This window comes from Rhizobium centroccidentale (genome assembly GCF_030182565.1).
In the GTDB taxonomy this organism is placed as follows: Bacteria; Pseudomonadota; Alphaproteobacteria; order Rhizobiales; family Rhizobiaceae; genus Rhizobium.
This window is the reverse complement of the sequence record NZ_JAQJCG010000002.1, coordinates 116305-130678: the sequence shown is the minus strand read 5'-3', so window position 1 is coordinate 130678 and position 14374 is coordinate 116305. Positions and strand designations below refer to the sequence as shown.

The following is a 14374-nucleotide window of genomic DNA, read 5'->3' as shown; positions in this document are numbered from 1 at the left end:
TGCGATGACCGTCCGGGTGCAGCATGACACCACAACCGGACAGCGACTAGGGTAACTGTCCATTGGTTTCTTGATCTGGTTTCGTAGGCCGTCGCATGATGTTGCGAGGACATGGCCGTAGTGTCACAACCACCGAGAGCGGTCAATCAAGCGATGGTGCACCGCAATTATACCAAAGTATATGCCGCGCGATCTCGATGGCAGGCGGCTTGGCGGCAAATAATGGAAACCTGTATTCAACGGTGCTGCCGCGAGCGAGCATGTGAAAATCCGCAAATCCCCGAGCTTTGCAGCAGCGATCCATTTTCCGATCGGCCAGCCTCGTCGAGGAAGATACCATTCAACCAAGTTGAAGCGTTTCCCCGCAAACCCGATGCGAAACGATCTGACGGCGCTCCATGGAAATGGAGCCCAAAACCAAGCTTTTATGCAACAACAACTTTCAAAATAGAGGCAAGAGAATAGTTAATTTGCAAATATTCATGCCTTGCATCAGAAATATATAAGCGACTCCACTGTCGTTTCGGCGTTTATCCAGCCGGAACGCCGAAGGACGACGGCCATTATATATCTAAAACAATATAGAAGGCGCGATGAAATTTTTACTCAGAACTTTTGGTGAAATCGCTCTGCTGGATAGCGACGAACGCCAAATAGCGTTTCCGAAAAAGGCGCTTCTGATTATTGCCTATTTGCTCGCGAGTGACAGCAAATCCGTCAGCAGAACAAGCATGGCGCGATTTCTTTGGGGTGAAGGTGACTTGGCGAATTCACTGACAAACCTTCGCAAGCTCGTTTCCCGTATCAAGAGCCGGCAATCGGACTTGAACGTCGGCCTCCTGACCTTCGATGATACCGACATCCACATCGCAAATGGCTCGTTTACGAGCGATATTGTCCGTGCGCAAATCGGCACGACCGGCAATTCAGCCGAGCAACTCGCCATCTTGATGGAGCGCTCGCAGTTAAAATTCCTGGAAAGAGCCAACTGCCAGACCAGAGCTTTCATTGATTGGCGAGAGAGCGAAAGAAGGCGACATCTCGCCATGTTAAAGGAAGCGCTGGATGCTGCGATGACGATTCCAGTCGCGTCCGGCAACATCGCGCTTATCAAGGAGGCGGCCCTCCTTCTTTTCGAAGCCGAACCGCAAGACGAGGCCACACATCGTATATTGCTGAAGGCGTTTGACGCCGAAGGCGGCGTCGATCAGCTCAAGCGTATATTCGCGCGGCGTAAGGATCTCGTCTCGCCATGGGCGGCAACCTCCCGCTCTCCGACACCAGTTACTTCCACGCATTCGCCCGCCATATCCGAGCAGGATACTGCTACGCAGCCCATCTTGCGCATACCTCGCCTCGCGCTGCTGCCGCCGGGCAACGAGAGCCTCGATGGGACTGCGACCATGATCGCCTCCTCGCTCATCGAAGACATCACGCTCGGCTTTTGCGCCCTGCACAGCCTGCGAGTGATTGCCCCCTACTCCGCTGTCCAGATCGGCCGCGAAGCCGAGGATCAAGCCGCACTTTTCGAGCGATATGACATCAACTATGTCCTGGAAACCAGATTGAGCGGGCCGGATGACGATCTTTCGCTTGTCACACAACTCATCTCCCTGCCGGGCAGCGAGATCCTGTGGGCGGAGCGCTTCAATTTCGGCACGCTGGATCTTGCGCGCAATAAACGCGAAATCTCGCGGCAGATCGTGCTCGCCGCCGCGGCGGAAGTCGAGCGGCATGAGATGGCGCGTGCCTATTTCGAAGACAACCCCGTCGCCTACCATCAATATCTTGTCGGGCAGCAATATCTCCATCGCTTGACCCTGCCGAACATGCAGGGCGCGCGCAAGGAGCCGCAAGCCGCCCTGCGCGAGAGTGCCGACTTTGCATCGACACTCGTTCTGTCGACGGACTTATTCGGAGGAATAGCTACTGACCGCGCGCGGTGATGATGAATTGCTGACATCGGCAGAGAATTTCGCTGCGCGCGCTGTCTCAATTCACAACGACTTGCCGGACGGCTATTGGGAACTTAGTGTTGCCAAGCTCTTCCTGGGAGCTATCGAAGAAAGCGTCGAAGCATTGGAAATGGCGGAAACTGTCGGCCCGTATCACAAGGCGGAGTTTTGAATGGTGATATCGTTGACCCACATTCGCGCAGAAGAAGCCAAAGATATCGACGCCATTCATGCAATCACCTCTGCCGCCTTCGAAGGAAAGAACTATAGTTCGGGCACCGAGGCAGCGATCATCGATGCGCTGCGAACGGCCGGTGCGCTGACCCTTTCCCTCGTCGCCGTGGAGAACGATGAGATCATCGGCCACGTAGCCTTCTCGCCCGTGACAATCGAATCCGGAGCCGAAGAGTGGTTCGGCCTTGGCCCGGTATCCGTCCGCCCCGACCGACAGGGCAAAGGCATCGGAAAGGCTCTGATTGAAAACGGACTGGCCCAACTGAGAGCGCGCGGCGCCAACGGCTGCGTGGTTCTCGGCGATCCCCGCTACTACTCCCGTTTCGACTTCACGAGCGACGAAACCCTTCGCTACGCTGACGTACCGGCCGAATATTTTCAGCGGATCGTGTTCAAGGGACCAGCCCCAAAAGGGGCGGTTGCGTTTCACACAGGCTTTGACGCAGCGTAAGAGAACCCGAGCCTTCAGAAGAGGTGCGGCTCCAGAGCCGGCATTCTATTGGCAACCGCAGCACGCACCGGGAGCGGAGGAGACCTCACGCGAACGTGGACTGATCGGAGATATTGCGGACCAGATTGTTGAAGCGATCTTGCGTCGCTCGGATAGTCGCGTCGGAGAGATCATCGTAGTTTGCAAGTTAGAAGCAAATGGTGGGCCCGGAGGGACTCGAACCCCCAACCAAGCGGTTATGAGCCGCCGGCTCTAACCATTGAGCTACAGGCCCAGGCGCAAGGTAAGAACTCTGCGCTTGCGACTCCGGAGCAATGGTTCCCCGAAGACGACTTGGCTCTAACCCAATTTCTGTTTTCCGACAAGGGACTGCCGTAATACCTTCACAATCAATCCGCAAAAGCGGATCTTGAGGGATTATCAACCAAGGAACGAAACATGCTTCTGACGAAAACCAGAGATTTTGCTCTTGCCGCTCTTGTCAGCGCCACTTTCTTCGTGCCTGCGGCTGCAGCCTTTGCTGAAGATGCCAAGCCGCGCGAGGCGGTCATTACCGTCACTGGTGAGGGACATGCTTCCATCGCACCGGATATGGCCGTCGTAACGCTCGCAGTCGTTCAGCAGGCCAAGGCAGCCCAGGATGCACTCGATCAGAACAACAAGGCCATGGGCGCCGTGCTGGCAACACTGAAGGAAAGCGGCATCGCCGAGCGCGATCTGCAAACCTCCGGCTTTTCCATTCAGCCGCAATATACCTATCCGAACGACAAGGACGGCCACAACCAGCCGCCGGTTCTGAACGGCTATCAGGTGACGAACGGCCTGACCGTTCGCGTGCGTGATCTCTCGAAGCTCGGCGGGCTGCTCGATCAGGCGATCAAGCTCGGCATCAATCAGGGCGGCGATATCCAGTTCACCAACGACAAGCCCGATGCCACGATCGAAGAGGCTCGCAAGAAGGCAGTCGCCGATGCCGCCGCCAAGGCAAAGACCTTGACGGATGCCGCCGGCGTCAAGCTCGGCCGCGTTATCGCGATCCATGAAGGCGGCATTGCAGCCCCGCCGCAGCCCTATATGCGCAGCATGGCCGCCGCGGCTCCGATGGACAAGGCAGTTCCTGTCGTCACCGGCGAAAACGAATACAACGCATCGGTCAGCATCACCTACGCGATCCAGCAGTAATCAAAACAAAACCGCCCTTCGCTCAGATCCGATCGGGTCGAGCAAAGGGCGGTTCCGCGGCCCCCGCCAAAAGGCGAAAAGGTCAGAGAGAAAGCGGGCGCCTCGTGCGCCCGCTTTGCTTGTCAGCGGCCAAGGAGTGGGCAACCGCGAACATTGGCAAACATCATCGTATCCGGACCGCGGCGGCCGAAACCATCGACGATAACGCGACGCGGCGTCACATCCACAACACGGGCGCGGCGCAGACCATAGCTGCGGGCAACGTCCACGGCCTGGCGGGGATCGCAGCCACGGCGGTCAAAACGCGGCGGCGGGCGATCATAATCCGGCGGTGGCGGGCGATGACGGCCCGGATTGACATAAATATCGACGCCCTGCGCAGAGGCAAAATCCGCCGTGCCCGACAAGGCAGTCACTGCGACGCAGACGGCGACTCCCAACTTTGCCAGCATTTGTTTCATTAAGTTCTCCATGAAGCAGAGGGCTTCTCTCTCATGCCTGCAATATTTGCTGAGCGAGTGCCCGAGAGGTAACGGCATGATGTTGAATGGGGCCAGAATCAGCCGTTCATCCATTATTCAGCTACAATGAACGCTAAAGGGAAACCAGATGGCCCAGAATAGCACAACATAAAAAATAAAGCCGCCTCCCTTTCGGAGACGACTTCGAATCCATCGAATAGATGTGGAAAACTTGGGCACGCTGCAATCAGCGGCGGATCAGCGGGCAACCCGGTGCGTTGGCGAAGACAACCCGATCCGGACCACGGCGGCCGAAACCTTCGACAACGACACGGCGCGGCGTGACATTGTCGATACGGGCGCGGCGCAGACCCATGTCGCGTGCTTTCTCGACGGCGAGACGCGGCGAGCACATGCGACCGCGCGCGTGGTCATAGCGAACCTGCTGAATACCGGGATGGAAGTCGTTGGCGGAGGCCGTGACGACCGTTGCGGACATGGCGCCGAGCGCAATGAGAGCTGCAATACCTGTCTTGGCGAAAAGATTGGTCATGGTGTTTCTCCTTCAAATCCTTGCTGCGGATTGTTGCAATCCCGTTATTGGCCTCGCCATCGGCAATGCCTCGGGATTGGGGCCACGTTAGGTCAGCCAAGCTGAACCGAACACGAATTGGCCGTTCAGATTGTATTCACGACGGTTAACAATCTATTGACGCGAGAAGGCGCGCTGTTCAGCCAGAAAAATGCAGCACGATCTCGCGGCGATGCGGCCGGTCGCGATGCTCGAAAAGATAGATGCCCTGCCAAGTGCCGAACGCCAGCCGACCGTTCATCACCGGAATGCCAATGGAAACCTGCATCAGTGCGGCTTTGATATGCGCCGGCATATCGTCCGGCCCCTCCATGGTGTGCACGATCCAGCGCATCGAGGAATCCGACGATGGCGGCACGAGCCGGCTGAAGAAGGCCTTGAGATCGGTCTTCACATCGGGATCGGCATTTTCCTGTATCAGGAGGGAACAGGAGGTGTGGCGAACGAAGACGGTCAAAAGCCCCTCACCGCCGCCGGCCGCGGTGCGGACGAATTCCGCCACCTGATCGGTAAATTCGTAGAGCCCCTGGCCATGAGTCGAAAGCGTGATCACTGTTTGCGGCATGGCATCCTCCGGGCATGGCGATAGCGATCCGCATCAGGTCGGGCGAGTGGCCGGAATGTCAAGTCCGGCCACTGCCTTTAGCCTATAATGAAATGGCGACATTGAAGCCGCCATAGATCATGCGCTTGCCGTCAAAGGGCATGTTTTCCATCTCATCCTTCAATCGCGGATCGGCCATGACCTTCGCCAATATCGCATCGCGGCTTTCTCGCGATTCATAGGTGATCCATGAGAACACCACGACCTCATCTTCCGTCGCCTGTACCGCACGCGGAAAAGAGGTAAGTTCGCCATAGGGCACATCGTCGCCTATGGCCTCGACATAGCTTAGCGCACCATATTCACGCCAAACCTCCCCGGCCCGTTGCGCGAGTGCCTTGTAAGCCTCGATCTTGTCTTTCGGCACGGCAACGATGAAACCGTCGACATAGGACATTTCAGCCTCCTCTGTTCTATGTTCACTTTTAAAGGACGATTGACGGCAACCAGATCCGACATTGGCTGCGGATATTTTCCACAGACCATCCCGTCGGCCCGAAACAGCACCGAACTCACTGAACGATCCCGCGGAGGGACGCCAATGATGATAGAATACCAGAATGGTCCGAAGCTCGAAAATGAGGTGCTCAATGCCCTGTGGTCGACCGCATGGCGCAGCTCCTCTCCGCGGGATTTCCAGCCCATTCTCTCCCGAAATCTCGCGCATGTGGGCGCATTCGCGGGCGCAAGACTGGTGGGCTTCGTCAATGTCGCCTGGGATGGCGGCATTCATGCCTTTATTCTCGATACCTGCGTCGATCCGGAATTTCGGCGAAGAGGTATCGCAAGCGCCCTCGTCGCGCGGGCGAAAACCCTGGCCGGCGAACGTGGCGCGGAATGGCTGCATGTCGATTTCGAGCCGCATCTCACCGGCTTTTATCGGGGGCTCGGTTTTGCTCCCACTGAGGCCGGCCTCATTCGGCTGCAGGATTGACGGAATGCGCGCCTTAGACGGATGAGTGGCTTTGCGCGAGCAGCCAGTTGCGAAACAGGGCCGCAGCCGGGTTCAGCAAGGCGGCCGGCGGATAGACCAAATTATAGCTGACAGCAGCCGGCTGCATCTCCACAAAGCACCTGACCAGCTTTTTCTCGGAGAGATCGCGCGCCACCAGCGAGCTTCGTACGAGGGCAAAGCCGCGGCCCTGCCGGCAGGCCTCCAGCATCTCGGCAAAGGAATCGAAGAAAGGTGCCTCCTCCACGGCCCGTGCGATATCGAAACGCACGCCGTCCTCGCCGCTGCTCTCGCCAATCACCTGCTCGTGCCAGCGCTGCCAATCTAGAATCGTATGCCGCATGCCAGAGTAACGCAGAAGCGGAGCGGCCCTTATAGCCCAGCGCGGCGGCAGTCGTTTGGAGAGTTCCGGCGAACTGACGACGAACTCTTCGTCCGTCAGCAATTCTTCATGCGTGAAACCGGCGTCGGCGCGGCCGAGCCAGATAGCGAGATCGGTACCCCCAGGCTGAAAATCCGGGCGCTGGTAGCCGACAGCCAGCTTCACCTCGACGTCCGGATAGCGCTGGCAGAAATCCGGCAGCCGCGCCGCCAGCCATTGGCTGGAGAACTCCGGCGAGACGGAGACCGCAACGCTGCGAACCGAAATACTCGCGCGCGCCTGGTACAACGCCGTTTCCAACTCGGCGATCACGCTTGAAATTGCAGGATGCAGACGGGCGCCCAACGGTGTCAGCCGCGCCCCACTTCGGCCCCTGTCGAACAAGCGCCCGCCGATCCATCCTTCCAACTGCGCAAGCTGATGGCTGACTGCCGTCTGTGTCTGCCCGATCCGCTCGGCAGCACGACCGAAACCGCCGGTCTCGGCAATGGCGCAGAATGTCTGAAGCGTCGAGAGCGGTGGCAACGGCCTCTTTCCCATGAAAATCCCTCATGCTTTAAAGCGCAAGGATTCATTATACATCACTCTATTCCAGGCGCATCTATCTACTGGTCAACCATTTTGAGGTCATGGATAGATGAATATTCTTCATGTTGAAAGCTGGAGAACATGGTTCGCCCGGTTCCTAATCCGGCAAGGTGCTTTGGAACGACGCTCGCATGATGAAGGTGGCCGAAAGCGAGACATGCTGCCTCTGACGAACCACCATTTGCTGCGGGATGTCGGGCGGAGCGATCTCGCGAAAGAGCCATCCAAAGATGGACATCGCTAACCGCTGAGCGTCTTCACCCTGGTCAAATCCGGAAAGAGGCGCGTCCAGAGCAGCACCACGACGATGGTTCCGACGCCGCCGACGATGCCCGTCAGGACAGGTCCGAGTGCACTGGCAAGCATGCCGGATTCGAATTCGCCGAGCTGATTGGAGGTGCCGATGAACAACGAATTCACGGCATTGACCCGACCGCGCATGGCATCCGGCGTCAGGAGCTGCACGAGCGAGCTGCGCACGACGACGCTGACGGTATCCGAGGCGCCGACGATGAAGAGCGCTGCGACCGAAAGGATGATATTGGTCGACAGTGAAAAGACGATGGTGGCAATCCCGAAAACGAGGACCGCAAACAGCATCTTCTTGCCGACATCGCTCTGCAGCGGCCGGCGTGCCAGCCAGATCGACATGGTGAGCGCGCCAATCGCCGGCGCGGCGCGCAACAGGCCAAGCCCCCAGGGTCCGGCATGCAGGATATCGCGCGCGAACATCGGCAGCAGCGCCGTCGCTCCACCGAGCAGCACGGCGAAGAGATCGAGCGAAATCGTCCCCAGCATGACCGGGCGGCTCTTGATGAAGGAAACGCCGGCGAAGACGGAATTCAGCGTCACCGGCTCGCGCGACGACGGCTGCAGCCGTTCAACGCGGATCGAAATGACGTTGATGCTTGCAATGACATAAAGCACGGCTGAAACGGCAAATGGTGCAACGGGGCTGACGCCGTAAAGCAGACCGCCAAGCGACGGCCCGATGATGAAGGCCGTCTGCATCATCGAGGTAGAGGTCGCGATGGCGACCTGCAACAGCGAAGACGGCACGATATTGGGCAAAAGCGCTGCCATGGTCGGACGCTCGAAGGCCGTCGCTGCGCCCATGACGGCAACGGCGGCCAGAATGCCGGCGGGACCTATCCAGTGCTGCCAGACGGCCACAGCAAGAACCAGCGCGGTCAATGCCTCGATCAGCTGGCAGACGAGGCCGATTCGGCGGCGGTCGAACCGGTCGGCGACATGCCCGACGACAAAGGTCAGGATGACCATCGGCAGGAACTGGCAGAAGCCGACGAGGCCAAGGAAAAAGGCGCTATGGGTCTGGTCATAGATCATCCAGCCCATGGCAACCGTGACAGACTGAAAGCCTATCGAGGAAAAGACACGCGATGCAGCAAATGAACGATAGCCGGGGTGACCGAGCACGCTTGGCCGGTCAAGATTTTGCAGGGTATCCATGAGCCTTCTTCGTCTGCCGGCACGGACGCTTGCAGACATGGTTCTCAACAGTCGGAAATTTTATAGTCCCTGCTCTGCCTGAACGCGCCTTCTGTCAATCTCGTTTTTGCTGCAGTTGCAAATTCATCGCGGACGATAAATCAAATCGCGGTGAGGGTGGGCTGAGGAGGCCTTGCCTGCCCTCGATCGACCAGATGGCCGCCACCTCTACCGCGATAGCATCGATCAGCTTCGGAACATCGCTATCTGCCGATTCGTGCAGCGCCTCAGCGACAATCAGTACCGAATGCGTATCATTGCGCACCGCGGACAAACCACTCTGGCGATTGGTCCAGCGTCGGGCATGCGCTTGCCCAGCCGCATCGGCAAAGATCACCTCCCTCACTTCCGGATGCTCCATCTCGCCGGAAAAGGTCAGATAGGTTTCGCTGCCATTCGCATGCCGCACCTCGAGATCGCCGGAGATTTTCGAAAGATCGAAAACGGCAACGGGAATCGCAAAAGCGATCGAGATGGCATTGCAGAGATCGACGAGCGGATGCAGCCGCGGCAGAGACTCTTCCTGACGAAATCGGCGAAGCAGTGCTTCGGAGGCGCAGCGATATTGCGTCGGCTTCAATCCCATTTTGGAGAAAGCCCGCCGCCATGCCTGGATTTCGGCCATCTCGCTTTCGGGACCCTGCACCAGCCGGTCGGCGGCAATCGCATGATACTTAGCAATCCGATCTCCGACATCGACAGTCGAAGTGATCCCCTCGGCGAACAACACACCGGGAACCAGCTCGGGAAACTCGCTCCACATCTCATTCGAATGGCGGAAAAACATGGCACCTCCTTATAGGCATCTGCTTGGCGCAGCAGAAAACCCCGTCATTATCCTCCGGTCTTGAATAAAATTGCAGAAGCTTCAGCCGATGGCCGCAGCATAGGCACCCGGCGAGACGCCGAAATTGCGAACGAAGAGACGCGTCATATGGCTCTGATCGGAAAAGCCGCTGGCAAAAGCCGCTTCCGCGAGAGACGTGCCCGCCGCAATCAGCCGCCGCGCTTCGTGAATGCGGCGCTGCATGAGGTAGGCATGCGGCGTCAGTCCCGTCACCTTGGCGAAGGCACGCAGGAAACGGAAGTGGCTGAGCCCGCATAGTTCTGCCAGTTCGGCAAGGGTCAATGGAGCGGCGGGATCGTCATCGATCAGCTCACGCGCCCTGTTGATATCAGCGAAAACGGCATCCTCACGCAAGCGGCCCGCTCCTTCGCGCATCACCGCGGCAAGAAGCGACAGCAGCAGTCCCTCCCGCAGGAGAGGACTCTCGGCCGCGTCCTCGATCAGAAGCGAAAACAGGGTTTTGAAATGCCCGGCCGTCCTCCCGTCGCGGATGACAGGCGACGGGAATTCCACCGCACCGAACCTGCCCTCGCCGACATCGCGCAACAGATCGCCGATCAGCCGGGGATCGAAATAGAGCATGGACCATGCACGGCTTTCACCGATGGGCATGCCGTCATGCACCTCGTTCGGGTTGACGCTGATGACGTCGCCGGCCTCTGCCTGCACCATCCCTCGCCCGCTCAGCGACCTCTGCGCGCCGGCCTCGATGATACCGACGCCGAACTGCTCATGTGTGTGCTTGGGGAAGCTATGGCCGGTTTCGGCCCGAACCGCCTCGATGCCGGCAAGGCGAGAGCGGTATATCCTGAATTCACCGGACTTCATCGCTGGCGCCTCTCATTCCGCCTGTTCGCTATATTAGCTATGGCGTCCCACACGGGCGACAATGTTGCGCACCCTCAATCAGGACACAAGGCTTAAGCGCCTCCCGCGGCCTTGTGATCCTCCGCCGTCGCCAATGCCGCCTGCGTATCGCCGGTAACGGCGGCCGGCAGCGGTGTGCCGCGCTTGCGCTCCCGCGCCAATGTCAGCAGGCCGGAAAAGATGATGAGGACAATACCGATGGCCATCGGCATATCGATGCTGTCGTTGAACAGCAGGTAGCCGAAGGCGATCGCCCAGAGCATCTGGCTATATTGCGGCGGCGCAACCAGATTGGCAGGCGCCATCTGCGCGGCCGTCAAGAGCAAGACGCTGCCGCACGCGCCAAGCAGGCCGTAGCTCGCGAGGAATATCCACTGCATCGGCGTGGGCATGGTGACTTCGGACAGCATGAGAAGGCCACTCACGATAAGCGTTCCGAAAAGGCCTGCCCCATAAAGCGAGATGCGCTTCTCTTTCGAGCCGAGCGCGCGGTTGACGACGATGGAAATTGCCGCCGCAAGGCCGCCGATCGCCGCGCAGAGATGGCCGACCGAGAGCTCGCGAAAACCCGGACGCAGGACAATCAATACGCCGACAAAACCGAGGATGACCGCCGTCCAGCGCTGCCAGCGCACATCCTCCTTGAGAAAGATCACTGAGAGAATGGTGACAAAGGACGGCAGCAGGAACAGCAGCGCAAAGGCTTCCGCCATCGGCAGCATGGTAAAGGCGATGACGGAGGAGATGGCGCCCGTCGCGCCGCAGACGAAACGCAACAGCCACAAGGGACGGTTCGACGTCCTCACCATGTCAAACCACTCGTCCTCCCGCTTCTTCAGGAAAGGCACGGCGGCAAAGCCGAACAGCGCGCCGATGAAAGCGACCTGATAGGAGGGGATCACCCCGTGAAGGATCTTGATCGACGCATCGCTGAAGGCGAAGACGGCATAGGATGCGAATGCCACAAGGACACCACGCAGGGCGGAATGGCCAGCGGCCGCAGAACTGGAATCGGCTGTGATCGAGGACATCGGAATCTTGAAAAAAGTGCGATGGGAGGACACTGAATCAGTGAGATGCGGGCAATTGTATGATGAAATGACGTGGATTTCGATTGGGGTGAGCAGTAAACTATTGTTTCAGCCACGTCGGATGCTGCGTGAGAGATTCAGTTCGTTGGAAGATTGAGGCTTTTCCATTGATCTTGCGGTATGGAAGGACCCAGGCGATAGGCAAAGGATATCACTTTCGTCGCGCTGCTATCGACGTTACATTTCACCCCAACATAGTGATAGCCGTCAGACGTTCGATACACGGCCTTGTCCGTCTCTATACTCCGGCTGGCGCTTCGGCTCTCGGAAATGTGCGGCAAACCAAAACGCAGTATATGTAACCCAGCAGCGTTCAATTGGGCCGCCCCCTCGGAGTTGCAAAGCTGACTTATCCGCATTTGTGCAGAAAGTTGCTTCCATTGCGCTAAAAAGCCCTTTGGAAGTCGTGAAAGCTCATCCGCTGAGTACAATCGCTTGGCCTGAACAAAAGGCGCCGCAGAAGCTGGGGAACCTACTTTTGCGGAAACAACTGCTCTCGCCTTTTGCTCTCTCTCTGTGAGCTCGGACCGAGAAGTCTGGCCGCGTTGTTCCGGCATTGACTCGATCACGAGCCCAGCGCCACCCTCCGCTGTCGAGTTGCCGGGCGAATTTCTCGCTTCACCCATCTTCGGTTGTCCGGACACCATGACGCCTGGAACAGTGACGTTTGCGGCATTCTGACGGGACTGAAGCTCGTCGGATGGATCAACTTTAGTGTCCGACGATGAATCTGTGGCCAGCACTTGCGGCGTAGATATAGGTACAGACTGACTTTGTTGGTCGGAGTTCGAGGAACCCATACCCGATTCATTCGGCTCGCCTTGTTCCGAAGGCTCAGAATTTTGTAGTTGAGAGTTGGAATCGGCCGCAGTCAACTGCGGAGTCTCAGACTCCGAAGCAATAGGATTCTCGGCCGCTTCCTTGGCAACTGGCGACTCTTTGTCGCCAGTTGCGGCCGATGTTTGAGATTCCTTCAGCGGTTGGCTATCATTTATCTTAGGCGATAGAGTTGCGTTCTCTATTTTAGATGCCGATGACAAATCATCTTTGCTCAGATCTTCATTCCTGAAATCAGCCGCAGTTTGTTTATGATCAGGATTGGACCGCTTGGATTCGGGAGGTTTTTCCTTTGCTTCAGGCGGAGTCTCGGTCGCAGAGGGCTGTTGCTCCGCCTTCTCGCCGGGCTTATCAGCAGCGGGATCATCGGGCTTGGGTTCGGACTTCGCCTGCTCTATCGGCTTATCGGCCTTGGCCTCGTCAGGCTTGGCTGCGGGCTTCTCCGCCTGCTTCTTGCCGGTGGGATCGGATTGCTTTGGCGGCTGTTCGTCCGCCTTCTTTCCTTGCGGCCGCTGAGGCTCCTGTTGAGCTTCAGCTGTCTCCTGGGCTGGCTTCTCATCAGGTCTTGGCATCGGCTTGGGAGGATGGTCGGGCTTTTCATTCTCTTTCGTCGCAAGCTCCTGCTTTTCCTCCTGCTGCGGCACCAACTCGACATTGACGCTCTGCTCGGGCTTTGCCTCAGGCGGCGCCGGCAGCAACGGCAACAGAAAAACCGCGATAAACAGGACGTGCAGAAGGATCGACAGGACGAAGCCCGGCCTTATCTCCCTATCCCGTTTTTCCGTGACCTTTTCCATCGTTCAGCGGATGGCTCGCGATGAGAAAGCAATCAGGCGAAAACAACGCATCGATTCATTCGATCCTTATCGGCAAACAGATCAGAAGACTTTCCGGTCGCTGACATATGGTACCCGACCATGCGCCGCGAAAGAGGCCTTGGTCGAAATCGAACTTGTCAGGCCTCCGCGCGATCCGCAATGGCGCAAAAACAAACCTGCGTGATCGCGTGCAAAGACGACCGCACCCATCGCTAGAAGAACTCATCCAGCAGCTGATAATATGCCATCTTTTCGGCTTGCAGCTCAAAATCGCCATAGGCTTTCAAAAACTCCGCAACCAATTCTTCTCCGAAATTGTGCTCGATGCTGCCGCAGGCAAGTGCAATATCCTGATGGCGATCAGCCACGCCGAGGCGGCCGCAATCGATATAGCCTGTGAATTTCGGGCCGTCGGCCATGAAATTCGGAAGGCAGGCATCGCCATGGGTGACGACCAGATTCTCCGTTGACGGTCTCTTGGCCTGAAGTTCGTGGAAGAGATCTTCTGCCGATCTTCCAAGCCTGGCCTCATCGAAATCACCCTCATCAACGCGGCCGGCAAGCAAGCGCGCCCTTGCCGCAGCAATTCTGTTCTCCAGCCGATGATCGAAGGGGCAGGCAGCGATGTCGACGGCGTGCAATTGCCGCAAGGCATCCGCCAAAAGCCGCACCCGCTCGAGCGGCTGCAGCCGCTCCGCGCTGACGAAATCGCGGCCTGGAAGAGCGCTCATCAAAAGCCATTCGCGTTCACCATCCGTCTCGTGCGCAATGATCTCCGGGCAGGCAAGGCCCTGCGAGGCCAGCCATCGCAGCCTGGCAACCTCGCCTGCCAATTCACCCAAGGGATCGGCCAGCTCGGTCTTGAGATAGACCGGCGCGCGTCCATCGGCCTCAAGCCGGAAGACATGGGCCGAGGAGCGGCCAAGCCCATCCTGCCGCCATTCATACCCGGCCAGCAGATCGCGCAGTCGGACAGGAAGGGATGTCTCCATGAATTGCGGTTT

16 protein-coding genes, 1 tRNA gene and 2 pseudogenes are annotated in these 14374 nt (G+C 58.1%); 6 read left to right on the top strand and 13 right to left on the bottom strand.

What is annotated here, in order from left to right:
* Positions 1–731 precede the first annotated feature (731 nt).
* Genes PH562_RS02480 through PH562_RS02470 form a run of 3 tightly spaced genes read left to right on the top strand, consistent with a single transcriptional unit; the run spans position 732 to position 2640 of the window.
* A complete protein-coding gene (locus PH562_RS02480) occupies positions 732–1946 on the top strand; it encodes a hypothetical protein (RefSeq protein WP_285171281.1) in 1215 nt (404 codons plus the stop codon).
* Between the two features lie 7 nt (positions 1947–1953).
* Entirely contained in the window at positions 1954–2127 is a 174-nt protein-coding gene (locus tag PH562_RS02475; protein WP_285171280.1) for a hypothetical protein, read from the top strand.
* Positions 2128–2640 (top strand): GNAT family N-acetyltransferase, encoded by a 513-nt coding sequence (locus tag PH562_RS02470; RefSeq protein ID WP_285171279.1) that lies wholly within the window; start codon positions 2128–2130, stop codon positions 2638–2640.
* A 198-nt stretch (positions 2641–2838) separates the two neighbouring features.
* Here the strand turns inward: PH562_RS02470 and PH562_RS02465 are convergent.
* A tRNA-Ile gene (locus tag PH562_RS02465) sits at positions 2839–2914 on the bottom strand.
* 164 nt (positions 2915–3078) lie between these two features.
* Here PH562_RS02465 and PH562_RS02460 point away from each other — a divergent pair.
* The gene (locus PH562_RS02460) at positions 3079–3822 is read left to right on the top strand and encodes an SIMPL domain-containing protein (RefSeq protein ID WP_285171278.1); all 744 of its coding nucleotides are present in this window, start codon (positions 3079–3081) and stop codon (positions 3820–3822) included.
* A gap of 122 nt (positions 3823–3944) precedes the next feature.
* On the opposite strand, the gene PH562_RS02455 is transcribed toward PH562_RS02460, so the two are convergent.
* From PH562_RS02455 to PH562_RS02440, 4 genes are all read right to left on the bottom strand, one after another.
* Positions 3945–4283, bottom strand: a complete 339-nt coding sequence (locus tag PH562_RS02455; RefSeq protein WP_113230346.1) for a hypothetical protein — start codon at positions 4281–4283, stop codon at positions 3945–3947.
* A gap of 247 nt (positions 4284–4530) precedes the next feature.
* Positions 4531–4836, bottom strand: coding sequence for a hypothetical protein (locus PH562_RS02450; protein ID WP_285171277.1), 306 nt, complete (start codon positions 4834–4836; stop codon positions 4531–4533).
* 178 nt (positions 4837–5014) lie between these two features.
* Entirely contained in the window at positions 5015–5440 is a 426-nt protein-coding gene (locus PH562_RS02445) for a secondary thiamine-phosphate synthase enzyme YjbQ (RefSeq protein ID WP_113230345.1), read from the bottom strand.
* A gap of 82 nt (positions 5441–5522) precedes the next feature.
* Positions 5523–5876 carry a DUF1428 domain-containing protein gene (locus PH562_RS02440; protein ID WP_113230344.1) on the bottom strand — a complete coding sequence of 118 codons (354 nt, stop codon included), beginning with the start codon at positions 5874–5876 and terminating at the stop codon, positions 5523–5525.
* Between the two features lie 144 nt (positions 5877–6020).
* Here PH562_RS02440 and PH562_RS02435 point away from each other — a divergent pair, with 144 nt between their 5' ends.
* Positions 6021–6413, top strand: coding sequence for a GNAT family N-acetyltransferase (locus PH562_RS02435; protein WP_285171276.1), 393 nt, complete (start codon positions 6021–6023; stop codon positions 6411–6413).
* A gap of 13 nt (positions 6414–6426) precedes the next feature.
* On the opposite strand, the gene PH562_RS02430 is transcribed toward PH562_RS02435, so the two are convergent.
* From PH562_RS02430 to PH562_RS30715, 5 genes and pseudogenes are all read right to left on the bottom strand, one after another.
* Entirely contained in the window at positions 6427–7353 is a 927-nt protein-coding gene (locus PH562_RS02430) for a LysR substrate-binding domain-containing protein (protein ID WP_285171275.1), read from the bottom strand.
* 288 nt (positions 7354–7641) lie between these two features.
* Positions 7642–8871 (bottom strand): MFS transporter, encoded by a 1230-nt coding sequence (locus tag PH562_RS02425; protein ID WP_285171274.1) that lies wholly within the window; start codon positions 8869–8871, stop codon positions 7642–7644.
* A gap of 94 nt (positions 8872–8965) precedes the next feature.
* Positions 8966–9697, bottom strand: coding sequence for a B3/B4 domain-containing protein (locus tag PH562_RS02420; RefSeq protein ID WP_285171273.1), 732 nt, complete (start codon positions 9695–9697; stop codon positions 8966–8968).
* An 81-nt stretch (positions 9698–9778) separates the two neighbouring features.
* Positions 9779–10132, bottom strand: a complete 354-nt coding sequence (locus tag PH562_RS30720; protein ID WP_350223768.1) for a helix-turn-helix transcriptional regulator — start codon at positions 10130–10132, stop codon at positions 9779–9781.
* A 21-nt stretch (positions 10133–10153) separates the two neighbouring features.
* Positions 10154–10531: pseudogene (locus tag PH562_RS30715) on the bottom strand (AraC family ligand binding domain-containing protein); the annotation flags it as partial.
* Between PH562_RS30715 and PH562_RS30710 the strand changes: the two are divergent.
* Positions 10458–10622 (top strand): annotated as a pseudogene (locus PH562_RS30710) (hypothetical protein); the annotation flags it as partial. The pseudogenes PH562_RS30715 and PH562_RS30710 sit on opposite strands and share 74 nt — an antisense overlap.
* Positions 10623–10677: 55 nt before the next feature.
* Here the strand turns inward: PH562_RS30710 and PH562_RS02410 are convergent.
* From PH562_RS02410 to PH562_RS02400, 3 genes are all read right to left on the bottom strand, one after another.
* Positions 10678–11655: a DMT family transporter gene (locus PH562_RS02410; RefSeq protein WP_285171272.1), complete on the bottom strand. Its 978-nt coding sequence runs from the start codon at positions 11653–11655 to the stop codon at positions 10678–10680.
* Between the two features lie 137 nt (positions 11656–11792).
* The gene (locus PH562_RS02405) at positions 11793–13349 is read right to left on the bottom strand and encodes a DUF930 domain-containing protein (RefSeq protein WP_285171271.1); all 1557 of its coding nucleotides are present in this window, start codon (positions 13347–13349) and stop codon (positions 11793–11795) included.
* A 233-nt stretch (positions 13350–13582) separates the two neighbouring features.
* Complete coding sequence (locus PH562_RS02400; RefSeq protein ID WP_285171269.1) at positions 13583–14362, bottom strand: APH(3')-II family aminoglycoside O-phosphotransferase; 780 nt, start codon at positions 14360–14362, stop codon at positions 13583–13585.
* Between the last annotated feature and the right edge of the window lie 12 nt (positions 14363–14374).